The following is a 26085-nucleotide window of genomic DNA, read 5'->3' as shown; positions in this document are numbered from 1 at the left end:
TATCTATACTAAGGACCTATTGTCCGGTCTGTAATATCTCATTGCTTTCCTCTTTTTTACTGTTTAGAATATTAGAATCTTCTTTGGCAAGCTTATTTTTTGTAGGAATTTTATAATTGAGCGACAATCCAAAATTCCGGGTGTCATATTTTGTTCTTAGAAAAACATTATTTCCTCCGTCCGGATTATTGGTTCTGATCTGCATAACCTGACCGTTCAGAATATCATTACCAAATACAGAAACCGTTAAGCGGTTATCCATAAATTTTTTTGATAAGGTAATATCTAAAGAATTATTGAAAGGTTTTTCTGCCGTGAAATAAAAATATCCTGCTCTGGGTGTAAGATAGCTGTAATTAGCAGTCATTTTGATGTCTTTTGGCAAAAGAATCTGAGTCATTACGTTGAAAATCCAGAAACCGTTATTCTTAAGATTATTTATGTCATGTTTCTGGTAACCTGCATACAAATACATAAAGTTGATTTTATCAGGATTAAAATCAAACTTCATGATTTCGCTAAGCGGCTTGGTGAAAATCATAAACGGAATCGGTAATCCAACATTAAAGTTGTGGATTTTCATTTCAGAAATATTCACCTGCTCGTTAAAAATATTTTTACCTTCTCTACGGATAATCTGCGCGACTTGATTTTTGGCATTGCTTACGCTGTAACCAATAAAAGCATAATCAAAAGCTGAAATTTTCAGTTCAAAATTATCGAAAATGGTAGGCTGAAGGAAAGGGTTTCCGTTTACCTGTGTGTTTGGTCCCTGAAACGTATTATTGTTCGGGTTTAATGCAGAAATACTCGGCAGATTGATTTTCTTATTGTAATTAGCAAGCGCATATACCTGATTCATTACATTATACTGCACACTTGCATTAGGAAAAAGCTTGAATTTGTTAAACGGAATTAAATCGTCTTCGATAATACTATTTCCATTTTCAATTCTGGTAATCCCGGAAATGTCGTAATTCTCTGCTCTTGCACCGGCAATGAAATCAAATTTCTTGTATTTTGCCTGAAATTCCAGATATGTTGAAGCTGTTTGTCTTTGATATTCCAGATTGGTCAAACCCTTGCTTTCTGTATTAAAATTTTGTTTTTCATACAAACCGCCCAAACTTACTTTTCCTTCATCAAGTATTTTTAAAGGTTGGGAATAGTCTATTCTGAAATTGGCAATTCTCATGTCTGAACTGTTCTCCAGAACATTTCCGGCAGTAAAGTTAAAAGGTTCTCCGATAGGTGAATCTGTAAAGATTCCTTTTCTGAAAATATTATTCTGACCAAACTTACTGTCTGCTTTGGTATACCCAAACTGAAAGTCTAGTTTTTTATTTTTATCATCCGAAAAGCGTTTCTGGTAAGTTGCTACGGCTTCCTGTCTCAGATTATTGGTGTTTGCGGCATCAAAAGCATCAAAAGTAATTTCTCTGAAAAAATTCGGATCCTGTGATACTAAAATATCTGCTAAACCATTACTGGAAGTGTAATTACTGTTTTTGTTGTGATAAATATCGTAGTTGAGCAATAATCTGTCTTCACCCAAATCAAAAGTCACTCCGGATTTTGCAAAATATCCTCTTCCGATTCTGTCGGTATTGGCAAACATTAGATTATCCTGATTAGAATTGAGCATACTTTCGCGGTAGTTTTGCCCAACACTCAGCTGCCACCCGAAAAGCTTATTTCTTGCATTCAGATTCAGTGAGTTACTGGTTCTGCTTCTGAATTTATCATAATTTGAAAAATTGTAGTTTCCGGAATAGGTTGCAGAAAGATATTTATTAGCATTTTTATTAGTGATAATATTCATAATTGCACCGCCTGACGTTGCGGGAAATTCTGCTCCTGGCTGCGTAATGACTTCAATTTTTTCAACAGAATTTGCAGGCATTCCTTCCAGAAAGGAATTGAGTTCGTTGCTCGAAATATTGAGCGGACGACCGTTGAGGTATACATCAAGAACTTTCCCCTGATACATCATTCCGGCAATATCTGTAGAAACCAGACCGGGAAGTTTTTTTATTCCTTCCAGAACATTTCCGTTGTTGAGGTGCGGCTGTTCGGAAAAGTCAAAAATCGTACGATCTGCTTTTTGTTCAACGGCTTTTTTAGTTTTTGTGATAACAACGCCTTCGATATCCTTTTCTTTTACTTTGAAATTTGTACTGTCTTTGGTGTCCTGTGCAAAAAAAACTACAGAACTTAAAATAGAAATAGCAAATATGGTTTTCTTCATTACGTGAGTAAGTATACCTTGTTAGACGACGAAAAATCTTTTTTGTTACAGAATATGAAGAATAAAAGAAGTTCTATTTTAAGTATTTTTATATTTAGAATTCATAAATCTTTATCATTAATCTAAATCAGGTTAAAAGCCTACGTGTAAGAAAAGTCACCCTATCGTCCGAACATGAAATTCCGATAGGTGAGAGTTACAGAATTAATTTTTTTAATAAAATAAGCAGCCTCCGAAGAAGCTGCTTTATTATATTCATTAATCTAACAATATATTAATTTTCCTGTTGTTTGATTAAGTTTAGCGCAGACCCTGCTTTGAACCACTCAATCTGCTGATTGTTGTATGTGTGATTGGCTATAACGATATCTTTAGTTCCGTCTGTATGGATAAACTCCAAAGTCAATTGTTTTCCCGGAGCAAAGTCTTCTAGATCAAGGAAATTTACAATATCATCTTCCTGAATCTTGTCATAATCTGATTCATTAGCAAATGTTAGCCCGAGCATACCTTGTTTTTTAAGGTTGGTTTCGTGAATTCTTGCAAATGATTTTACCAAAACAGCTTTTACTCCCAAATGTCTCGGCTCCATTGCAGCGTGTTCTCTGGAAGAACCCTCACCATAGTTTTGGTCTCCAACCACAATAGACGGAATTCCTGCAGCCTTATAAGCTCTTTGCACGGCAGGAACTTCACCGTAAGAACCATCCAGCTGATTTTTAACCTTATTGGTCTCCATATTATAAGCATTCACAGCTCCAATCAGCATATTGTTTGAAATATTATCTAAGTGACCTCTGTATTTCAGCCACGGTCCAGCCATAGAAATATGGTCGGTTGTACATTTACCAAAAGCTTTAATTAAAACTCTTGCACCGTTAATATTTTTACCATCCCAAGCCGGAAATTCTTCCAGCAGCTGAAGTCTGTCAGAATTAGGATCTACCGCAACCTGAACTTTAGAGCCATCTTCTGACGGAGCCTGATAACCATTGTCTTCTACAGCAAATCCTCTTGCAGGTAGTTCAGAACCTTTTGGTTCGTCTAATTTTATCTGCTTGCCCGCTTCGTTGGTTAAAGTATCTGTGATAGGATTAAAATCAAGCCTTCCTGAAATTGCCACAGCAGCCACCATTTCCGGTGAAGCTACAAAAGCGTGTGTATTTGGATTTCCGTCCGCTCTTTTGGCAAAGTTTCTGTTGAAAGAGTGAATGATTGAATTTTTTTCACCTTTTTCAGCACCTTCTCTGTCCCATTGCCCGATGCAAGGTCCGCAAGCGTTGGTGAAAATTCTCGCATTTTCAAATTTTCTGAATGAATCTAAAAATCCGTCTCTTTCTGCGGTAAACTTTACCTGTTCAGAACCAGGATTGATTCCTAAGATTGCTTTAGGTTTTACTCCTTTTGCAACTGCATCTTCTACAATAGATGCAGCTCTTGATAAATCCTCGTAAGAGGAGTTAGTACAAGATCCGATTAATGCCCATTCTACTTCAATAGGCCATCCGTTTGCTTCGGCTTTCGCTCTGAATTCAGCTACCGGAGTTGCCAGATCCGGTGTAAAAGGACCATTAAGATGAGGAGTGAGTTCAGAAAGATTAATTTCAATCAGCTGATCAAAATATTGTTCAGGATTTGCATACACTTCAGGATCGCCTGTCAAATGTTCTGCAATCTGATCTGCCGCATCTACAACATCCTGTCTTCCTGTAGCAGTTAAATATCTTTTCATAGAATCATCATACCCGAAAGTAGAGGTAGTGGCTCCAATTTCAGCTCCCATATTACAGATCGTTCCTTTTCCGGTAGCGGAAAGAGACTCTGCACCTTCGCCGAAATATTCTACAATGCAGCCTGTTCCTCCTTTTACGGTAAGAATTCCTGCAACTTTCAGGATAACATCTTTTGCGGAAGTCCATCCGTTCATTTTACCCGTTAGTTTGATCCCGATCAATTTAGGCATTTTCAGTTCCCAGGGCATTCCTGCCATTACATCAACCGCATCTGCACCTCCAACTCCGATGGCAACCATTCCGAGACCTCCGGCATTTACGGTATGAGAGTCGGTCCCGATCATCATTCCGCCCGGAAATGCATAATTTTCGAGAACAACCTGATGGATGATTCCGGCTCCCGGTTTCCAGAAGCCTATTCCGTATTTGTCACAGACTGAACTTAAAAAATTGAAAACTTCTGAATTTTTGTTGATACCTTCCTGCAAATCTGCTTCTGCACCTACTCTTGCCTGAATAAGGTGGTCTGCATGAGCGGTAGAAGGAACTGCAACTTTGGCTTTACCAGCCTGCATAAACTGCAAAAGTGCCATTTGTGCAGTAGCATCCTGCATAGCCACTCTGTCCGGAGCAAAATCCACATAAGAATTTCCTCTTTCATGTTCCTGTGTTGCATTGCCTTCCCATAAATGAGTGTAAAGAATTTTTTCTGAAAGTGTCAATGGCTTTCCTGTAATTTGTCTTGCAGCTGCAATTCTTTCAGGATAGCGTTCGTACACTTTTTTGATCATGTCAATGTCGAAAGTCATATCTGTTGTAATTTTTTCTTTTTAATTAATAACTGCTATAGATTTATTTCAATAAAAGCAGAAATTCTCGTCAATATGCATCAAATTTCGTTCCTCAGAATCGAAGTGATGATAAATATAATGTATGACAGAGATTATTTATAATGATGAAGTTAAGGAAAAATAAATTTTTAGTGATTGATTTACATCAAAATAATTAAGATAGACCTAAAATAGAAATATTCTAAACAAGAAAAACAAAAGATTCTAATCCTGAGACTAAAATCTTTTGTTTTATACTGAAAAAGTCTTTCGACCGATGTTATGCTTTATTAGTGAGCACTTGTACTTGTTAACTCTTTGATTGGAGGCACAAATGTAGTCAGGTTAATTCCTTCCACAGCAGCTTTGTATTCTTCAATGTTTGGAATTCTTCCCATGATGGCTGATAATACTACTACCGGAGTTGATGCCAGTAAAGATTCACCTTTTTTACGTTCAGAATCTTCCACGACTCTTCCCTGAAAAAGACGGGTAGAAGTTGCTAAAACAGTATCTCCTTTGGCTGCTTTTTCCTGATTCCCCATACAAAGGTTACATCCGGGTCTTTCAAGATACATCATGTTTTTATATTCAACACGTGCTTCACCTTTTGGAGCGTTGTCGTCAAACTCAAAACCTGAATATTTTTCTAAAAATTCCCAGTCGCCTTCCGCTTTAAGTTCATCAATGATGTTGTAAGTTGGAGCGGCAACAACAAGAGGTGCTTTAAATTCAACCGTTCCGTTTTGTCTTTCGATATTTTTAAGCATTTGAGAAACAATTTTCAAGTCTCCTTTGTGAACCATGCAAGATCCTACGAAGCCAAGATCAACTTTTTTCTCACCTCCGTAATACGTTAAATCTCTGATGGTATCGTGCGTATATCTTTTAGAAACATCTTCATTGTTTACATCCGGATCTGCGATCATTGGTTCTACAATCGCATCAAGATCAACAACTACTTCAGCGTAATATTTAGCATTAGCATCCGGAGTCAGAGCAGGTTTTTCACCTGATTTGATCTCAGTAATTCTCTTATTTGCTTTGTTGATTAATCCTTGAAGAACCTGATTGTGATTGTCCATTCCTTTGTCGATCATGATCTGGATTCTGGATTTTGCAATCTCTAAAGACTCTATCAAAGTATCATCCTGAGAAATACAGATAGATGCTTTAGCTTTCATCTCGGCAGTCCAGTCTGTAAATGTAAATGCCTGATCTGCAGGAAGAGTTCCGATGTGAACCTCAATAATTCTGCCTTGGAAGACATTTTCTCCACCAAACTGTTTCAGCATTTGAGCCTGAGTTGCATGTACAACATCACGGAAATCCATGTGCTCTTTCATATCGCCTTTGAAGGTCACTTTTACAGACTCAGGAATAGGCATTGAAGCTTCACCTGTTGCTAAAGCCAGAGCAACTGTCCCGGAATCAGCTCCGAAAGCAACCCCTTTAGACATTCTTGTATGAGAATCTCCGCCAATAATAATTGCCCATTCATCAATGGTAATATCATTAAGAACTTTATGAATAACATCGGTCATTGCATGATATTCTCCTTTCGGGTCACGGGCTGTAATCAATCCGAAGTCATTCATGAATTTCATTAATTTCGGAATATTTGCCTGAGCTTTTTTATCCCAAACCGAAGCGGTATGACAACCTGACTGGTAAGCACCATCAACAATTGGAGAAATGACGGTTGCTGCCATTGATTCTAATTCCTGAGCGGTCATCAAACCTGTAGTGTCCTGAGAACCAACAATGTTAACTTCTACACGTACATCAGAACCAGCGTGTAGAACTTTTCCTGGAGCTAAGCCAACTGCATTTCTGTTGAAGATTTTTTCAACTGCAGTAAGACCCTGTCCTTCGATAGAAACTTCTTTTGAAGGAGCGAAAACAGTTGGGATTTCAACCCCTAAAATCTGTGCCGCAATAGTTTGTATTTTTTTACCAAAAACGATGGCGTAAGAACCTCCCGCTTTGATAAATTCCATTTTCTGAGGAGTGAATGATCTACTAAGATCAATCAGTTCTGTATCTCCGTTATATAATTTTTTCTTTTTTGTATTGATAGTCAATACAGTTCCTGTTGCTACTGAGTAAGCCTGCTCAAGAACAACCTCGCCGTTTTCGTTCCGTACAGGATTTCCGTTTTCGTCAACTTTTTTCACCCAGTTTTTAAGGTCAATACCTATTCCTCCTGTCACATCCACTGTTGTAAGGAAGATGGGAGAAATGCCGTTTGTTCCGCCTACAATAGGAGCAATATTAACAAATGGAATATATGGGCTTGCTGGTTTTCCTGTCCAGAGAGCTACATTGTTTACTCCCGACATTCTGGATGAACCTACACCCATCGTTCCTTTTTCTGCAATCAGCATTACACTTGCATCAGGGTGCTGAGCCTGCAAAGCTTTGATTTCTGCCTGAGCTTCAGGAGTGATCATGCATTTTCCATGTAACTCTCGGTCTGACCTTGAGTGTGCCTGATTTCCAGGAGATAACAAATCTGTTGAAATGTCTCCTTCCCCGGCAATAAAAGTAACTACTTTAATTTCTTCAGGAACTTCAGGTAATTTGGTGAAGAATTCTGCTTTTACGTAGCTTTCCAGAATATCTCTGGCGATTGGATTGTTGTTTTTAAAAGCTTCTCTTAAACGGTCTGTGTCTGCATCATAAAGAAAAACCTGTGTTTTAAGAACTTCGGCTGCCTGTTTTGCAGTATCTTCATTATTTCCTAATGCTAAATCAAGCAGAACTTCAATAGAAGGACCGCCTTTCATGTGAGATAAAAGCTCAAAAGCAAAAGCAGGACTGATCTCCTCTACAGAAGATTCTCCAAGAATAATTTCTTTTAAAAATTTTGCTTTAGCACCGGCAGCACTTGTAGTTCCGGGCAGAGTGTTGTAAATAAAAAATTTAAGCGAATCAGCTCTGTTTTCGTTAGCATGATCTTTAATTTGTGTAATAATTTCGCTTAATAGTTCAGCACTGTCAATTGGTTTTGGGTGCAGACCCTGAATTTTTCTTTCTTCAATCTCCTGGAGATAATCCTGATAAATACTCATATACTCTTTTCTTTTTTATACATTAGATTATACTTAATAATTTGATAAAACCGCATAATCTACATTTTCAATATCTGGAACTGCTTTTCGCTGATAAAATTTTGCTTAAAAAAAATCTTCAGCTTGCGTTTAGAATGGTTATTGATAATTTGAAATCAATAGTTTATCCTTACAGGCATTACATTACCAGACATTTAAAAAATGATCCCAAAATTACAAAAAATTAGAATTTTGTAAGAATTAAATTATTTAGATTGTTTATAAATATGAATTTTTTATTTTATATTTTTGGCAAAAAATAATAATGAGGCTGGTGAAAAAAATTGAAATCTTATTTATCGTGCTGTTTTCGGCAACAGCTTTTTGCCAGAACAGGCAAACTACCAAAAAGATAGTGAAAAAAGCAAGCGGACAGAATAATACATCCACTTTGCACACAAGAAATACCGGTCTTCCTGTTGTTAACGAAAATATCCCATTATTAATTCCTAAAAAACTAAACGGAAAATCTGGTTTTGTCAATCAAAAAGGGAAATTTGTAATTGCGCCTGAGTATGATCTTGCCATGTTTTTTGGTGAAGATTGTAACCTTTTAAATTCACCAAATGAAAAGATAAAGCATTTTGGCAGCGAACTTTATGCAACTGTAGAGAAAAAAGGTATGGCTTTCAGGATCAATAAAGCCGGAAAACGTGTTTATCAATATAAAAATGACGATTTGGGAAGATGCAAATCTGACCTGAAAAAAGCTTTGTTTCATGCCTATATTCTGAATGGCAAATATGGCATCATTGAAGATGCTAAGTTTAAAAATCCTTCGGATCATTCTCAGTTTAAGATTTATCCGAAATATCAATATTTATATGTTCTGGAAGGAGATGATACCGCCAATCCTATGATTATTGCAACTCACAATGATAAATTTGGAGTGATTGATGTGGATAATAAAATTGTGATCCCGTTTGAGTATTCAGATATAAAAAGAAATTACAGCTGGAAACTGGGCAAAATGTTTGAAGTAACCAAAGACGATAAAAATTATTACTTCATCGATTCTTACAACCGGTCATACTGATGAAAATTTTATTTTAATTTAATTATAAAAGTTGTACTTTTGCCGCTGAAATAAAGGGGTGCTCCTGTCGGGGCTGAGATTATACCCAATGAACCTGGAACAGGTAATGCTGTTTAGGGAATTTTGTAAGTGTACCAATGTATCAGTTTATCAATGTTTCGGCATTGCTGCATTGTTAAATTTTCAAATTGTTACATTTTTTTAATCGCCCCTTTTATTCCATTAAATTTTAAAAATTTATAAGAATGAAAGGATTATTTTTTTTAGGGCTTATCGCAGGCTCGCTGAGTTTTTTACAGGCTCAGAATTCAGACTCTCTTAAGATAAGAGAAATTGAAACCGTCAGTTTTACCAAAAGGCTTCCGGTTGCAAAAGAGATTATCAGCGTTCAGAAAGATCTGGACAGTAGAAATCTGGGGCAGGATCTGCCGATTCTTCTCAAAAATCAGACTTCAATTATTTCAACATCAGATGCAGGAAATGGAGTAGGGTACACCGGCTTCAGGATTCGTGGTGTTGCAGGAAGAGGGATTAATGTTATGATGAATGGTGTTCCGTTTAACGATTCTGAAAGCCAGGGAACTTTTTTCGTGAATGTTCCGGATTTAACGAGTTCCGCATCACAAATCGTCATTCAGAGAGGAGTTGGAACTTCCAATAATGGTGTTTCCGCATTCGGAGCAAGCATCAATGTAATTTCAAAAGAACCGGAAGAAAAATTTTATTTCAAAACTGATGACAGTTACGGGTCTTTTAATACCTACAAATATTCAGCAGAAATAGGCTCCGGAAAATTCTGGAAAAACCGTTTGTCGGTTATGGGAAGATATTCTCATATTCACTCTGACGGATATATCGACCGGGCATTTTCAGATCTTAATTCGTACAACTTTACCGCTTTATTTGAAGAAGGAAAAACCAAGCTTCGTCTGATGGCATTCGGAGGGAAAGAAAAAACATATCAGGCTTGGAACGGAGTCGACAGAAAGACATGGGAAACCAATCCTAGATATAATTTTTCAGGAGCAATCTATGACGCCAATTGGGAGAATATCATAGGATTTTATGATAATGAAACTGATAATTACAGACAAAACCATTATCAGCTTTTGTGGGAACAGGGACTGAACGAACGATGGAATCTTGAAACAACACTTCATTATACCAAAGGAAGAGGATATTATGAAAATTACAAACAGGGAGATCCTTATGCAAGATACAATCTGCCTGATTTTAACGGTGAAGAATATTCGGACTTTATCAGAAAAAAATGGCTCAACAATGATTTTTACGGGATAGTCTCTACTTTGTACGGAAAATTCGATAATATAGATCTGAATTTTGGTCTTGTCGGAAATCAGTATTTTGGCAGACATTACGGGAATGTGAGAGATGTTTTTGTTCCTCAGATACCGCAGCATGAGTATTACCGAAACCGATCTGTAAAAAATGAAGTTGCCGGATTTGCTAAAGCTTTGGTGAAAATTAATGACTTTGAACTTTTTGGAGATCTACAGCTTAGGAATATTGATTATGACACCAAAATTCTTTTGCAGGGTGACGATGAAGGCGCAGATTTAAAAAGAAACTGGCTTTTCTTTAATCCTAAAGCCGGAGTAAATTACAGATTAGGCAACGGGAAAATATTCCTTTCGTATGCTCACGCACAGCGTGAGCCCAATCGTGATGATCTTTTTTCCAATAATGATGTGAAAGCCGAGAAACTTCATGATTTTGAAGCCGGAATTGAAAAGCGTTTTGGTACGGTTGAATTTACTGCCAATCTTTATTATATGTATTATATCAATCAGTTGGTTTTAAACGGACAGATCAGTAATATCGGAGAATTTATCAGAACCAACTCAGGGAAAAGCTACCGAAGAGGAATTGAGGTTGGAGCTTTGACAAAATTAGGAAAACAATGGGAAGTTTCCGGTAATGTAAGTTTAAGTCAGAGCAGAAATTTGGACTTCCGCATTGAAAACCAAAACGGCATAAACAATTTAGGAAACACGGAGATTTCTTTCTCTCCTAATGTTATTACCAATCTAAGCCTGAAATATAACCCGACTAAGAATTTTCAGTTTGCGCTGATCAATCAATATGTTGGTAAGCAATATCTTGATAATACAGAAACTCCGGATTTACAGTTGAAAGACTATTTTCTTACTGATTTTAATGCACAATATCAGTTTAAGATCAATAAGCATGATGTTGCACTGAAACTTCTGGTTAATAATATTTTTGATCAGAAATATGTAAACAATGGTTACGTGTATGACGGACCAATTTACTTTGCTCAGGCAGGAATCAATTTTATGTTTGGAATCAGCTGGAAAATTCAATAATCATAAGAACACTGCTTCACACTTATATCATAGTTACATTAATTTTTTTTTTTAAAGACTGTTGAGGCAGTCTTTTTTTATTTTAATAACTCAAAGCATTGATCAGAATTAAATATTTTCAGATCATTTTTACCAATAATTAAGAAACCAACTTATAGAGAAACATTTAAAAAAGTCATGAAAAAATCATAAATTTGCTGCCAAATGAATATTTCAGCATACATTTTAGAATATCTGAAGCAATTCGGAACCGTTATCGTTCCGCAATTTGGTGTATTCTCTCTGGAAAACTCCAAAGCAGTTATCAATTCTGAAAACGGAAGTATTCTTCCGCCTTCCAGCAAAATCGCTTTTCAGCAGGATTATCAGATTCAGAATGATGATTTTATCAGCTTTTTGAGCCGTCAGAAAGACATTTCAAAAGCTTCAGCAGAAAGAGAACTGGAGCTGCAGGTGGATTTCTGGAAGAAAAGACTGCAGTCTGACAAAACTTTAGAAATTTCCGGTCTTGGAACCGCTTTTATAGAAGACGGAAAAATTTTATTCAAAGGAAATCGCTTAGAATCAGATTATCCGGATTTTTATGGTTTGGAAGAAATTCGCTTTTCAGATATTAATGATAAGCCCGCTGAAGTTTCAGAAAATAAATCTGAGAAAGATTACAGGTTCAATAAATCAGTGTTATGGATATTTTTATTCATCATTCCGGTTTTAGGAATACTATATTTTGCTTACACTCAGCAGGAATTGCTTTTTGGCAAAAAATCTTTTGATGATCTTTCTGTACAGACAAAAACACAGAGAATTGAGAAAAAAGCTCCTGTAAAAATAGATTCTGCCCAGATGAGACGGCAGGATTCTATAAAAGCTTTTAAAGCAGATTCATTAAAGCAGGACTCTGTAAAAAAACAGGCTGCAAAAAACTGGAAAGCAACTTCATATAAAAGAAAGTCACGATGGCAAAAATAAAAAAAGCGTCAGAATCTCTTACGGTAATGACCAATATTGTTCTTCCGAACGATACCAATCAGCTCAGAAATCTTTTCGGAGGAGAGCTTTTGGCAAGAATGGACAGATGTGCTTCTATTTCTGCAACAAGACATTGTGAAAGAAGAGTCGTTACAGCATCTGTAAATCATGTTTCGTTTGATCATCCTATTCCGGAAGGCGGAATTGTGGTGATGGAATCTAAAGTATCCCGCGCATTTTCAACATCCATGGAAATCTATGTGGATGTCTGGCTGGATGATCCTATCAACCGCAAAAAAATTCAGACCAATAAAGGAATCTATACTTTTGTGGCTGTAGACGAATTCAACAGACCTATACCGATTCCTGAGATGGAACCGGAAACGGATCTTGAAAAAGAAAGATATGCAGCTGCACTAAGAAGAAAAGAACTCTCTCTGATTCTTTCCGGAAGAATGAAGCCGGTAGACTCTGTGGAACTGAAAAAGCTTTTTCAGGAGTCGCAGGAAAAATAATTCTGAAAATCCCCAAAGTACATGAGTCATAAAATTGCCATTACAGGAATGGGCATCATTTCCGCTATTGGAAACAATGTGGAAGAAAATCTGAATTCTTTAAAATCCGGACAACACGGAATTTCCGACATCACTCTGTTTGAAACACGCCATAAAGGAAATATTAAAACAGGCGAAATCAAATTATCTAATGACGAACTTGCAGAAAAACTTCACCTGAATGAAGATCATCATGCTACGAGAACAGCTCTGTTGGGAATGATGGCTGCAAAAGAAGCGATAGAAAGTTCCGGAATTTCGGATATTAACGAATATAAAACAGGACTGATTTCTTCAACCAGTGTTGGAGGAATGGATGTTACCGAAAAATATTTCTACACTTACGAAGACTTTCCTGAAAAACAACAATATATTCATTCTCATGATGCAGGAAATTCTTCCTTGCTGATTGCTGATTATCTTGGACTAAAAGGCATGGTTTCCACCATCAGTACCGCCTGTTCATCGGCTGCCAATGCAATAATGATGGGCGCAAAATTAATCAGAAGTGGAGTTTTAGACCGTGTAATTGTGGGCGGAACAGATTCTCTTTCAAAATTTACATTGAATGGTTTCAATACACTGATGATTTTAACGGATTCTTACAACACCCCTTTCGATAACGACAGAAAAGGTCTGAATCTGGGTGAAGCAGCCGCTTTCATTGTTCTGGAATCTGATGAAATTGTAAAAAAGGAAAATAAAAAAGTTCTGGGTTATCTTTCCGGATACGGAAATGCCAATGATGCGCATCATCAGACTGCTTCTTCAGAAAATGGACAAGGTGCGTTTTTAGCCATGGAAAAAGCTTTAAAAGTTTCGGGCTTAAATAAAGAAAATATCGATTATATCAATGTTCACGGAACAGCAACCCCAAATAACGATTTGTCTGAAGGAATTGCGATGATCCGGATTTTCGGGGAAGGCAATGTTCCGGAATTCAGTTCTACAAAAGCTTTTACTGGTCACACACTGGCTGCAGCGGCAGGAATTGAAGCTGTGTATTCTCTTTTGGCAATTCAGCACAATCTTATTTTCCCGAATCTGAATTTTAAAACTAAAATGGCAGAATTTGATTTAACACCTGTAACGGAGCTTAAAGAGAAAAATATCAACCATGTTCTATCCAATTCGTTTGGTTTTGGAGGAAATTGTTCAACTTTAATTTTCTCAAAATCATGAGTGCCGTTTACATCAACAGTGCAGCCTGTATTTCGGCTCAGGACACTTTAAACGAAAATTTTTTCTATCATTTAAAACCGGAAAATTCATCTCAGGTTTTAAAAGCGATTGAACCCAATTATAAAGAATTCATTCCGCCTGCGGCGAGCAGAAGAATGTCTAAAACTGTAAAAATGAGTTCCGTAGCTTCACAATACGCTTTGGAAGAAGCCGGAATTGAGAATCCTGATGCCATTATTGTCGGAACAGGAATGGGATGTTCCCAGGATTCTGAAAAATTTCTGAAAAATGTATTGGATAACCATGAAGAGTTTCTGACTCCAACTTTTTTTATTCAGTCGACACATAATACCGTTGCGGGACAAATTGCTCTGGGATTACAATGTCATGCGTACAATTTTACGTATGTTAATACCTCTTCTTCATTAGAGTTTTCTTTTTTGGATGCAAAATTACAGATCAATGATGATGAAGCAAAAAATGTTTTGGTTGGTTCCACAGACGAACAGACCGAAAGAGTGATGGAACTTTACAAACTGAATAAAACCATTAAAAAAGAAAAAAACCTTCCTATTGATTATCTGAATTCTGAAACAGAAGGGGTAATTTGGGGAGAAGGAGCAAGTTTTTTTGTTTTAGGAAAAGAGAAAACAGAGCATTCTTACGCTCAATTAAAAGATATTCAAATCAGCAGCCGATTGGATTTGGAAGAAACTCAACAGTTTATTGAAGAGTTTTTAGCTAAAAATGATTTAACGAATAAGAATATTGATGCCGTAATTTTAGGATTCAGCGGTGATTCTAAATCGGATGTTTATTATAAAAGCGCTTCGGAGTTATTTACCAATTCGGCTTTACTCTATTACAAACATTTAAGCGGCGAATTCAATACGGCAAGTGGTTTTTCAACATTTATGGCTTGTCATATTCTTAAAAATCAGGAGATTCCGGAAGCAATGATGATTAATTCAGTGAAGAAGAACGAAGTGAAAAATGTTTTGCTTTATAATCATTTAAGAGGAAACGATCATAGTTTGGTTTTGTTGGAGAAGGCTTGATTATTAAGCTAAATGTAAATTGCTTTTGTCATTCTGGAAGAATCTAAACATTTCCTTTTAACCATTGAGATTCCTCCGGAATGACAAACATACTTTCAGAAATCAGTCAACAGCTTAAGGTAAATTTGAAATACTAAAATATGAAACATTATCAGTTTATCATTTTTTATATTTTCCTGAACCTTATTATTTATGCTTTTCAAGGTACAATTTGGGTGTATGTTTTCTGTTTCATTCTATTTTCGGGAATGGTTATTTGGGGATCATTTGATATTCAGTTAGAATATTTTGTCAATAGTTTTATCCACAAAAGAACCAAAATAAAAGAAGTCGCTCTGACTTTTGATGATGGTCCGACGGAATTCACGCCGAAATTTTTAGATCTGTTAAAAGAAAACAATGTAAAAGCCACCTTTTTCTGCATCGGAAAACAGATTGAAAAATATCCGGAAATCTTTCAAAGAATTATTTCTGAAGGTCACACCATTGGAAATCACACTTATTCTCATTCTAAAAATACAGGGTTTTTATCAACTTCAAAAATGATTGAGGAAATTGAAAAATGTGATGAAGTAATGCTAAAAATCGGAAATGTAAAAACAAATTTATATCGACCACCTTTCGGAGTTACTAATCCGAATATTGCAAAAGCCATCAAAAAAACAAAGAAAAATAGCATTGGTTGGAATGTTCGATCTTTGGATACTGTAATTATGGATGAGAAAAAAATATTGAGAAGAGTAACGAAGGACTTAAAAAAAGGAAGTATTGTTCTGCTTCACGATACTTCGGAAAAGACGTACCAGGTTTTGGTAGAATTATTGTTATTTTTGGAACGTGAAAAATATTCAACTTTTACAGTTGATTCTTTGATTAAATTAGAAAAATAATGTTAAAAAATATAACTTTTGTAGCATTTCTGTTGATTTCAAGCTTAGTTTTTGCTCAGAATACAGCAATGACGAGCAACGAATCTAAGGCATTCGTTACAAAAATATCATCCGAAAGTCAGCAGATCAAAACCCTGCAAAGTGATTTTGTTCAAACAAAAAAAATGGATTTTCTGGATAAAAATATTGTTACACAAGGGAAAATGTCATTGAAGTCTCCCAATACTTTAAGCTGGAAGTACACTAAACCTTATCAGTACAGCATTATTTTTAAGGATAATAAGATTTTAATCAACGATCAGGGCAAAAAGTCTTCTGTGGATGCAAAAAGCAAAACATTTGAAAAAATCAATAAACTGATTGTAGGAAGCTCAAACGGGCAGATGTTTGGTGATCCTGAATTTATTGTGCGGTATTTCAAAAATGAAAATTACAACATCGCCAGATTTATTCCCAAATCTTCCCAGCTGCTGAAATACATTAAGGAAATAGAACTTTATTTTCCTAAAAATCAGTCAACGGTTTCTCAGGTCAATATGACAGAAGCTTCGGGAGATACGACGAATATTGTTTTTAAAAATCCCAAGATCAATGCGCCGATTGCTGCTTCTGACTTTTCTTTATAGTTTGATTTTATTGTCTTTTGTTTCGTGCAAAACATACAAACTGAAAGATGTACAACCATTGCCACTTCACAAAAGTTTCAAAACCGAAAATCTTTTTTTCACCTCACCTCAAGATTACATTTATAAATGCCAAATGGAGGTTTATGGAAATAATATCAGCGGAATCATAATCATTAAAAAAATAAACAAAAATACACACAGAGTTGTTCTTACAACAGATTTCGGGAATAAGATGATTGATTTTGAAATTTCGGATAATGATTTTAAACTCAATTATGTTCTGCCAGATTTAGATAAAAAAATGGTGATTAATTTTCTTAAAAATGATTTTCAGGAATTGTTAAGACAAAAATACATTCTGACCGAGAGATTTGAAAACAATGAGTCTATTATTGACATTTCAAAAGACGAAAACAAAACGTATTATTTATTTTACGGAAAAGAAACTGAAATGTTGACACAAATTGTTTACACTAAAAAAAATAAGGAAAAGATCAATTTTACATTTGAGGCTAAAAAACCTACTTTTGCAGAAACGATTGAAATTCAGCATAAAGATTTTAAAATCAACATCAAGCTATTTCAAATTACTGAAACTGAACAAGAAACAGAATAACAATGCACACGATACTTACAGATTTTTATACTTTAGACAGCTATAAAATGGCAGGAAACGGGAGTTATACTGCGAAAATCAGACTAAATAAAGACCATGATATTTTCAAAGGACATTTTCCTGGGAACCCTGTTACACCGGGAGTTTGTATGATGCAGATCGTAAAAGAACTGACCGAAGAATTTACGGGTAAAAAATTGTTTTTGAAATCTGCGTCTAATGTAAAGTTTATGGCAATTATCAATCCTTTTGAAACTCCGGAACTCACCATGAGTCTGGATATCAGTGAAAACGAAAATGATATTAAAGTAAAAAACACGACAGCTTTTGGCGAGACTATTGCATTGAAAATGTCTGTAAATTATACCAATATATGAAGCTTTTAATCTCTTTATTTTCAATAGTATTTTTGTTTTTTCAAAATGGTGATCTTGAAGCGTTGAGAAACGCCTATTCAAAGGCAAATTCTTCTAATGAAGGGGCAAAAAATTTTATTGAGCTTGCTGATAAGAAAAATTCTTCAGATCCTATAACTTCTGCATACAAAGCAGCAGCGCAAATTCTTGAAGCCAAAATAACAACAGATAAGAATAAAAGAAAATCTTTTGTAAAAACAGGGGCAACTTCATTAGAATCTGTGATTAAAAATAATCCTAACAATATCGAACTGAGAGTTATCAGAATGAGTGTACAGGAAAATATCCCGAAAATTGTTGGTTATTCTAAAAATCTACAGGATGATAAAGCGTTCATTATCAGTAATTATTCTACTCAAAATAAAGCTTTGAAAACATACATCCGCAAATTTGCTATGCAGTCTAAAACGATGACTGCAGCTGAAAAAAATTCATTAAGATAATGACACTTTCTGAAATCAGGAATGCAATTTCGGATAAGAAAATCTGCGTTCTTGTACCTACTTACAACAATCATAAAACTTTAAGAAGAGTACTTGACGGGGTCTTAGATTATACAGAAAAAATTATTGTTATCAATGACGGCTCTACAGATTCTACTTTAGAAATTTTAGAAAGCTATTTTCAGATTTTAACCATTAATCTTCCTGAAAATAAAGGTAAAGGAAATGCACTAAAGACAGGTTTCAGAAAAGCAAAAGAAAACGGGTTTGATTTTGCCATTACAATTGATTCTGACGGACAGCATTATCCAAATGATATTCCTGTATTTGTAGAAGCCTTATTTGCTGAGAAACAAGATGTTTTGCTGATTGGAAACCGAAATATGTCTCAGGATGGAATTCCTAAAAAGAGCAGCTTCGGGAACAGGTTTTCCAATTTCTGGTTTTGGTTTGAGACAGGGATTAAGCTGGAAGATACACAGTCCGGCTACAGATTGTATCCGTTGCATAAAATTCCTAAGAAATATTATACTCCAAAGTTTGAATTTGAAATTGAAATTATCGTAAGAACAGCTTGGAGGCATATTCCGGTAAAAAATGTTCCGGTAAAGGTATTATATGATCCGGCTGAAAGAGTTTCACATTTCAGACCTTTCAAAGATTTTACGAGAATCAGTATTCTGAATACGATTTTGGTTGTCATTACCTTAGTTTATATCATTCCGAGGAATTTTATTAATAATTTCAAAAAAAAAAGCTTTAAAAAATTCATCCAGGAAGATGTATTGGAAAGCGAGGGCAGCAACAGAATAAAATCATTTTCAATTGCTTTAGGCGTGTTCATTGGTCTGACTCCGCTATGGGGATTTCATACATTATTGGTCATATCGCTTTCGGTTTTGTTTAAACTCAATAAGGTTTTAGCATTTATCGCTTCCAATGTGAGCTTGCCGCCGTTTATTCCGTTTATTATTATTGCTTCTCTTATACTGGGATCTCCTTTTGTAAGCGGTGAAAGTGATCTTATACATCAGGAATGGAATTTTGATCTTGTAAAAAACAATATTCTCCAATATGCAATCGGAAGTTTTATTCTCGCATGCATGATGTCGATTATTTCGGGAGTTGCAGCTTTTTTATTTTTAAACAAAGTAAGTCCTGATAATAAATAAAATTTGATTACTAGCCTAAAAGGCTTCGACAGGCTCTGCCTGACATGGCTAAATCAAGCGTTTAGTGGTAGAGTTGTCACACTGAGCTTGTTGAAGTATCTATTATAATCCCTGATTTTCAGACTATAAAATAGTGTCAGTTTATTTTCAGACAATTAGTAAATAAGAAAATACATAAAAAAACACTCTGTAAAGAGTGCTTTTTGTTTTATTTTTTGATGTATTCTTTCTGAACAATCGAAACAGCGGGGAAGTGGTCGCTGTATCCTCCGGTAAATCTGTCACCGTCCCAGGATCTGAAAGGGTAGCCTTTCCATTGTCCTTCTTTATTGATCAAATAAGACGGAGCAAAAATCTCAGCCTTGAAAATGGTATAAGTAGGAGTGATTTTTTCGTCTGAATATAGGTTTTTAGAAACAATAATCTGATCAAATAAATTTGGAGAATCTCTGTAAGCTAATGAAGCAACTCCGGCTTTGAACAGTTTATACATCAGATTATAATATGGTGTTTTTTCTGATAATTCTGACGGGCTTGCTACTGCTCCCAGATGTTTTTTGAGACTCGGACTCACCGGATCATCATTGAAATCTCCCATTGCAAACATTTTAATACCAGGATTTTCTGCTGCAATTTTGTCCATTTCATTTTTCAAAACTGTAGCAGCAGCATTTCTTTTGGGTTGAGATACCGCTTCACCACCTCTTCTTGAAGGCCAGTGATTCATAAAAACTGCAGTTTTTTCGCCATCCAGATAGCCAATTGCAACCAAAACATCTCTTGTGTATTCTCTTCTTCCTTCTTCATTGTAGTTTTTAATTTCTTTGGTATAAGAATCTTCCAGTACAAATCTGTTTTTCTGATAGATCATGGCAATGTCTATTCCTCGGGCATCATAAGAATTATAATGTACAATTCCGTAATTGCTTTTTGCCAGTACAGGCTGTTTGATAAGATCTTCAATTACCTGACGGTTTTCCACTTCAATCAGTCCGCAGATTACAGGGTTATCATTGGTATATTGCCTCCCAAGTTCAGAAATTACCTTGGCTTCGTTTGCTAGTTTTTGGTTGTAGTACTTGGAACCCCATCTTTTGGGGCTGTTTGGTGTAAAATCATCTGCAAGTACCTGTTTTCTTATTACTTTTTTGCCTACAAGAAGCTCGTTGCTCCATTCTCCTTTGTAATCTTCAGTTGTTTCAAGGTACTTCAGAGAATCTACAGGTACACTTCTGTGAAATTTTGGATTAGAAAAAGGCAGAGTACCATCTATGTAATCTGCAGAAACGATGGTATCCCATAAGTTTTCAACATTCAGGAAACCAACTGCAGCTCTTTTCACTTGTTTCTGCTGGGAAAATCCTACAGTAAAACATAATATTGCGAAAATTGATAAGAATTTTTTCATGATATTTATTAAATTCAAAAAATTGAGGCGCTAAAATTACACATTTTTAAAATAACTGAAGATTAAATTATCCTTAATAAAGCTTTTTTTGATTTCAATCATAAAAAGGCGTGTTTATTAAGATAATTATTAAGTGTTAAGAATATTTAATAGAATAAAGCATTAAAAATGTTTGTGTTAATGAAAATAATACTAAATTTGTTGCCCCTTAAATAAAGAAGGTGCTAAAATAAGTTTATTATGATTAAAAAACTATCCCTAATCTCTTTGTTTACTTTGCTTCCTGCATCGTATTACTATGCGCAAACTACTGTTTATGCGTATGTTAAAGGTCAGGACGGTAAACCTGTGGAGAGAGCAGAGGTTGATCTTGAACAATCTGTAAATGACGTTACCGCAGACAAAATTGGTTATTTTCAGTTTGTAGATTTAATGCCCGGACATTATCTTATTACGATTTCAAAACCAAACTTCGAATCTAAGACATTAGAATTTGATGTTACGGCTAACGAAAAAAGAAAAGATTTAGGTGTAATTGTATTAAACAACAGCGTTGGAAATGATGCCGGTGTTGTTGTGATTGATGATTCTCAGGGAGATTCAGAAGACGGAGGCTCTGCGATGCAGCCTACGGTTGGTCTTTTAAGTTCGGGTAGAGATGCATTTCAGAATGTTTCTGCGTTTGAACTGGGTGCTTACTGGTTCAGACCCAGAGGTGTTGATAACCGTTTTGAAGATGTTGTTTTCAATGGAGTTTCTATGTCTAAAAATGATGACGGAAGAATTGATTTCAGCAACTGGGGTGGTTTGAATGATGTAACGAGATATCCTTATGAAAACGTAGATAATCTTACGCCTTCAGAATATACTTTTGGTAATCTTGGAGGGGTCGTTTATTATAATACCAGAGCATCATCTTACAGAAAGCAGACTTCTCTTGCTTACTCATTTACCAATAGAAGTTACCTGCACAGAGCAATGGCAACTTATTCTACCGGAATGAGCAAAAAAGGTTGGGCATTCACATTCTCAGGAAGCAGAAGATGGGGAGATCAGGCAATCATAGATGGTGTTTATCAGGATTCTTATGCTTACTTTGCTGCTGTAGAAAAGAAATTCAGTGACAGACACTCTATTAACTTTACAGGCTTTGGATCACCAACTTACAGAGCATCTAACTCGCCAAACACACAGGAAGTGTATGATATTATGGGGAAAAACTATAATTCATTCTGGGGATGGCAAGATGGTGAACAAAGAAACTCAAGAATCAGAAAAGTTTTTGAGCCGATGTTTATGTTGACAGACTATCTTAAAATAGGTAAAAATTCAAACTGGATCAATACAGTTTCTTATCAGATAGGGAGCGATGCACGAAGCAGATTAGACTGGTTCAGAGCTAAAGATCCGAATCCTACTTATTACAGAAATCTTCCAAGTTTTGGTAATTTTACAGTAGATGAGTTTAAACAGAATTCACAGATTAACTGGTTAGATTTATACAGTCAGAACAACAATATTATAGAAGGAACATATAATATTGGGTTTGATGCTCAGGGAAATCCTATTCAGGTAAAAGGAAAGAGAGCTGCTTATAGTTTGGTGGAAGATGTGAATCAAGATAAAACATTCAATTTCGCCTCACATTTTGATACAAGATTAAAAGATAACTGGAAATTAAATATTAATTTTAATTATCAGAATTTAAAATCTGATAACTTCAGAAGAGTAAAAGATCTATTGGGTGCCGATTTTGCATTTAATTTAAATCCTTTCAATAATGATTTACAATACAATGCAGATGATCCTAATTATCTTGTAAGAGTTGGAGACAGAACGCAATATTCTTATGAGTTTACAAGAAATCATTATTCATTAAATATTTCTTCGGAAGTAGATTTCAATAAGTTTAATGTAGTTGCATCCATTTTCAGTTCTTACTCAGAATCACAGAGAGACGGACATTATAGAAGCGGAATCACCAGGTTTGCGAATAATTCAAAAGGTAAAAGTGCAATTTATGATGCTTTGGATGCCGGGATGAAAGCAAAGGTTACTTATAAAATCAACGGTAAAAACTTTATTGTTTATAACGGTGCATTTTTTAGTCTGGCTCCGACCCTTAATGAGATTTATATCAATCCAAGAATGGTTGATTATGTAACTCCGGGAGTTAAAAATCAGATTATCAATTCTAATGACCTGAGTTACATTACAAGAGGTCAGGTTGTAAAGTTAAGATTAACAGGTTTTTACACCACGATCAGTAATTCCACAGAAATCGCAAGATATTATGCTGATGTGACGGATGCTATCGGAACTTCTTTAAACACTTTAGTAAATGAAGCGATGACAGGTGTGAACAAGAGATATATGGGAGTGGAATTGGGATATGATATTAAAATTACCCCAACTTTGAACGCCATAGGTGCTGCAAGTATCGGAGAATATAAATTTACTTCTAATGCTGATGTTTCTACCTTTGATGATCTTAATGGTTTCAGGGGAGAAGAATTCTGGAAAGGACAGGCAAATATCAAAAATTATAAGGTAGCCGGAACTCCTCAAAAAGCGTTTTCATTCGGGTTGAAGTACAATTCACCTAAATATTGGTGGGTTGGAGCCTCTGCTAACTATCTGATGGATCAATATCTGGATTTTTCAGCGTTAAATAAAACTCCATACATGTATATCAATCCGGCAACAAATGATCCTTACGAAGCGGTAACGCCGGAACTTATTCAGCAGCTTACAGCTCAGAAGAAATTTGATGATCAGTTTATGCTGAATGCCAATGCAGGAAAATCTTTCCTTATCGGAAAATACAGAATGGGAATCAGCGTATCTGTAAACAACATTCTAAACAACAGAAATTATGTGACAGGAGGATTTGAGCAAGGTAGAAATGTAAGATTTCCAGATGCTCTTGAAGACGGACAAAGACAATATCCATATTTTGCACCAAAATTATGGTATGACAGAGGAACAACATTCTTCACAAATGTTTATTTAAGATTCTAATATATAGTAAAATGAAAAAATATCAATCCATTTTAAAATATTTCTTCGTGATGATTGCAGCTATGATTATTTCTGGTTGTGTACACGATGATAAGTATGATGAGCCAAATGTCGATGGTTATCAGTGTGGAGACCTTACTGCCACAATGACATTGACACAGCTAAGAGCAAAGTATACCAATACAGCGTTTGTTTTTCCTGATGATTCTAAAGATATTGTAGAGGGATATGTTTCTTCTACTGATGAAACAGGGAATATTTATAAGACGATATATATTCAGGATAGACCTGAAAACCCTACTCAAGGATTTGTAATCAGTGTAGATGCTGTGAGTACATATACAAGATACCCTCAAGGTTCTAAAGTTTATATTAAACTTGCTGGCTTAGCCTTAGGTACGTACGGTGGAGTAGTACAATTGGGAGTAAAAACAGGTGCTGAAACAACAGCTTCTTCAGTATCAAGAATTCCTGAAAAACTTGTACCATCAAAAATTTTCAAATCATGTACTGTAAGAGCGGAAATTATTCCTAAAGTAATCACTTCTGTTCAGATGGTTTCTGCGAATGATAACCTTATCGGTTGTTTAATACAAATGAACAACGCAGAATTTGACAGCAGAGTTTTATGTACCAACTTTGCTCCAAACGGAGTTACTGTAGACAGAACAATCAGAGATAACACATCATCAACAGCTAGAGTTGTAAGAAACAGCGGTTACGCATCATTTGCTAGTCAGATTCTTCCTTCAGGAAATGGTAAATTTGTAGGTATCTACAGTAAGTTCAACAGTACTTATCAGATGTATATTAATAAGGTTACTGATCTTGAAATGAATAATTTCCCTAGATTAGACGGCATTGCATCAAATCCTTGTGAGTATAGTGATAATGGTTTAACGCAGAAAACGGTTGCTGAGGTTAAGCAATTGGCAACCAATCCTCTTACATTAATTACCGGAGATTTTGTTTTAAAAGCGAAAGTAATTGCTAATGACAAAACAGGAAATCTATTCAAATATATTTATGTAGAAGACGCAACCGGAGGTATCAGAGTAAATATTGACAAGAATGATATGTTTAATGATTCTAGATTTGTAGTTGGGAAAGAGGTTTATATAAAACTTAAAAATCTTTATGTTGGAGCGGTTTCTGGAGAGATTCAGTTAGGAAGTCCGTTTAACGGTGCGGTTGGAAGAATTGCCGAAGCAGATGTTTACAAGTACTTCTTTGATTCTAAAAAACCAACAACTGCGGTTATACCTACAGAAAGAACAATTACTCAAATTAGTATGGCAGATGTTGGTAGATGGGTAAAAATTAGAAATCTTCAGTTTATTGAAGGAGATTTGGAAAAAGTATATGCTGCATCAGCTGCTACCAACAGAACTCTAGAAGATTGTTCTGGCAATAAAATTTTTCTTAGAACAAGTAATTTTGCTGATTTTGCCGGTCAGGTTATAGAATCAGGAAAAGGTGATGTGTATGGTGTTCTAAGCGTTTTCAACGGAACTTATCAGCTTTGGATTACAGATCTTTTAGGTGCAGATTTAGATAATCCAAGATGTGATGGTTCAGTATATGTTCCACTTCCTGTTTTATACAGTGAAAACTTTGCAGCTGGAGGATTTAATGCAGACTGGACAACAGTAAATGTTTCAGGAGCTCAGGTATGGACTACTTCTAACCAAGGGAACGGAACAAATTACTATGCAGTAATGAACGGTTTTGCAGGAGGTAACAATGTAAATGAAGACTGGCTGATTTCTAAATCTGTAAGTTTGGTTGGGAAGACTAAAGCAGCCGTAAGCTTTACAAGTGATGTAAGATACAACGGTAATCCTTTACAGGTGTATGCAACAGAAAACTATACAGGAAACCCTGCTACAACAAACTGGGTGCTTTTACCGGCAACATTAGATACCAACAGCGGTGCATTTGGAGACTGGGTAAGTTCTGGTAATGTAGACTTGTCAGCATTTTTAGGAAAAAATGTGAGAATTGCATTCAAATATACTTCTACAACCTCAGGAGCTCCAACCTGGGAAATTGATGATTTTAAAATCAAAGGTGAATAACCATCAGTAAAAGTTATAAAGAAGAGTCCGTCTCACAACTAGTGTAGACGGACTTTTTTTATGATTTCTATTGATCTACAGTCTTGTAATGGTTTTGTATCAAGATTTTCAATTTACATCATCTAGCTGTGAAACCAACTCTTTTTTAATTTAATCTGAGTTTGGAATAAGTTTTCTTAAACATAATGTTAAACAGAGAGATTCAATTATTAAAAACTTTCAAGAAGTAAAAAATCTTTTGTTTTTCTTTGCTATAAGTTAATATGATGCGATAAATCAATTATTTAAATTTATTTCTTATCCCGAACTGAGGTTAATGTAAAAGATAAAGTGTTGTGCTTTCA

At 35.5% G+C, this 26085-nt stretch carries 18 protein-coding genes; 14 read left to right on the top strand and 4 right to left on the bottom strand.

The window, feature by feature from the left end:
* Positions 1-16: 16 nt before the first annotated feature.
* The 3 genes from AC0NBN_RS11705 to AC0NBN_RS11695 all read right to left on the bottom strand — a co-directional run bounded on the left by AC0NBN_RS11705 (position 17) and on the right by AC0NBN_RS11695 (position 7885).
* Positions 17-2248, bottom strand: coding sequence for an outer membrane beta-barrel protein (locus AC0NBN_RS11705; RefSeq protein WP_160812648.1), 2232 nt, complete (start codon positions 2246-2248; stop codon positions 17-19).
* 274 nt (positions 2249-2522) lie between these two features.
* Positions 2523-4790, bottom strand: a complete 2268-nt coding sequence (locus AC0NBN_RS11700) for an aconitate hydratase (protein ID WP_160812649.1) — start codon at positions 4788-4790, stop codon at positions 2523-2525.
* Between the two features lie 311 nt (positions 4791-5101).
* Positions 5102-7885: a bifunctional aconitate hydratase 2/2-methylisocitrate dehydratase gene (locus AC0NBN_RS11695; protein ID WP_160812650.1), complete on the bottom strand. Its 2784-nt coding sequence runs from the start codon at positions 7883-7885 to the stop codon at positions 5102-5104.
* Between the two features lie 304 nt (positions 7886-8189).
* Between AC0NBN_RS11695 and AC0NBN_RS11690 the strand changes: the two genes are divergently transcribed.
* From AC0NBN_RS11690 to AC0NBN_RS11635, 12 genes are all read left to right on the top strand, one after another.
* Complete coding sequence (locus AC0NBN_RS11690) at positions 8190-8960, top strand: WG repeat-containing protein (protein WP_160812651.1); 771 nt, start codon at positions 8190-8192, stop codon at positions 8958-8960.
* A gap of 245 nt (positions 8961-9205) precedes the next feature.
* Complete coding sequence (locus AC0NBN_RS11685; protein ID WP_160812652.1) at positions 9206-11308, top strand: TonB-dependent receptor plug domain-containing protein; 2103 nt, start codon at positions 9206-9208, stop codon at positions 11306-11308.
* 204 nt (positions 11309-11512) lie between these two features.
* A complete protein-coding gene (locus AC0NBN_RS11680) occupies positions 11513-12277 on the top strand; it encodes an HU domain-containing protein (protein ID WP_160812653.1) in 765 nt (254 codons plus the stop codon).
* Complete coding sequence (locus tag AC0NBN_RS11675; RefSeq protein WP_143883199.1) at positions 12265-12792, top strand: acyl-CoA thioesterase; 528 nt, start codon at positions 12265-12267, stop codon at positions 12790-12792. The genes AC0NBN_RS11680 and AC0NBN_RS11675 overlap by 13 nt, the downstream gene beginning before the upstream one ends.
* Before the next feature lie 21 nt (positions 12793-12813).
* The gene (locus AC0NBN_RS11670) at positions 12814-14013 is read left to right on the top strand and encodes a beta-ketoacyl-[acyl-carrier-protein] synthase family protein (protein WP_160812654.1); all 1200 of its coding nucleotides are present in this window, start codon (positions 12814-12816) and stop codon (positions 14011-14013) included.
* Complete coding sequence (locus AC0NBN_RS11665) at positions 14010-15071, top strand: beta-ketoacyl synthase N-terminal-like domain-containing protein (RefSeq protein ID WP_160812655.1); 1062 nt, start codon at positions 14010-14012, stop codon at positions 15069-15071. The genes AC0NBN_RS11670 and AC0NBN_RS11665 overlap by 4 nt, the downstream gene beginning before the upstream one ends.
* A gap of 140 nt (positions 15072-15211) precedes the next feature.
* A complete protein-coding gene (locus tag AC0NBN_RS11660; protein ID WP_160812656.1) occupies positions 15212-15961 on the top strand; it encodes a polysaccharide deacetylase family protein in 750 nt (249 codons plus the stop codon).
* Entirely contained in the window at positions 15961-16587 is a 627-nt protein-coding gene (gene lolA2 / locus AC0NBN_RS11655; RefSeq protein ID WP_160812657.1) for a flexirubin biosynthesis/transport protein LolA2, read from the top strand. Before AC0NBN_RS11660 ends, lolA2 begins: the two co-directional genes overlap by 1 nt.
* Positions 16553-17203: a flexirubin biosynthesis protein LolB2 gene (lolB2, locus tag AC0NBN_RS11650; RefSeq protein WP_160812658.1), complete on the top strand. Its 651-nt coding sequence runs from the start codon at positions 16553-16555 to the stop codon at positions 17201-17203. Before lolA2 ends, lolB2 begins: the two co-directional genes overlap by 35 nt.
* A gap of 2 nt (positions 17204-17205) precedes the next feature.
* Entirely contained in the window at positions 17206-17580 is a 375-nt protein-coding gene (locus AC0NBN_RS11645; protein WP_474468427.1) for an ApeI family dehydratase, read from the top strand.
* Positions 17577-18062 carry a hypothetical protein gene (locus AC0NBN_RS11640; RefSeq protein WP_143883206.1) on the top strand — a complete coding sequence of 162 codons (486 nt, stop codon included), beginning with the start codon at positions 17577-17579 and terminating at the stop codon, positions 18060-18062. The genes AC0NBN_RS11645 and AC0NBN_RS11640 overlap by 4 nt, the downstream gene beginning before the upstream one ends.
* Positions 18062-19234: a DUF2062 domain-containing protein gene (locus AC0NBN_RS11635; RefSeq protein ID WP_160812659.1), complete on the top strand. Its 1173-nt coding sequence runs from the start codon at positions 18062-18064 to the stop codon at positions 19232-19234. Before AC0NBN_RS11640 ends, AC0NBN_RS11635 begins: the two co-directional genes overlap by 1 nt.
* Before the next feature lie 208 nt (positions 19235-19442).
* Here AC0NBN_RS11635 and AC0NBN_RS11630 read toward each other — a convergent pair whose 3' ends face one another.
* Positions 19443-20642, bottom strand: coding sequence for an endonuclease/exonuclease/phosphatase family protein (locus AC0NBN_RS11630; protein ID WP_160812660.1), 1200 nt, complete (start codon positions 20640-20642; stop codon positions 19443-19445).
* Between the two features lie 240 nt (positions 20643-20882).
* Between AC0NBN_RS11630 and AC0NBN_RS11625 the strand changes: the two genes are divergently transcribed.
* Positions 20883-23663 carry a TonB-dependent receptor gene (locus AC0NBN_RS11625; RefSeq protein WP_160812661.1) on the top strand — a complete coding sequence of 927 codons (2781 nt, stop codon included), beginning with the start codon at positions 20883-20885 and terminating at the stop codon, positions 23661-23663.
* 11 nt (positions 23664-23674) lie between these two features.
* Positions 23675-25741 carry a DUF5689 domain-containing protein gene (locus AC0NBN_RS11620; protein WP_160812662.1) on the top strand — a complete coding sequence of 689 codons (2067 nt, stop codon included), beginning with the start codon at positions 23675-23677 and terminating at the stop codon, positions 25739-25741.
* Positions 25742-26085: the final 344 nt, after the last annotated feature.

This window comes from Chryseobacterium sp. L12 (assembly GCF_056133985.1).
The sequence above is the reverse complement of the archived record's forward strand: the minus strand, read 5'-3'. Positions and strand labels throughout refer to the sequence as shown.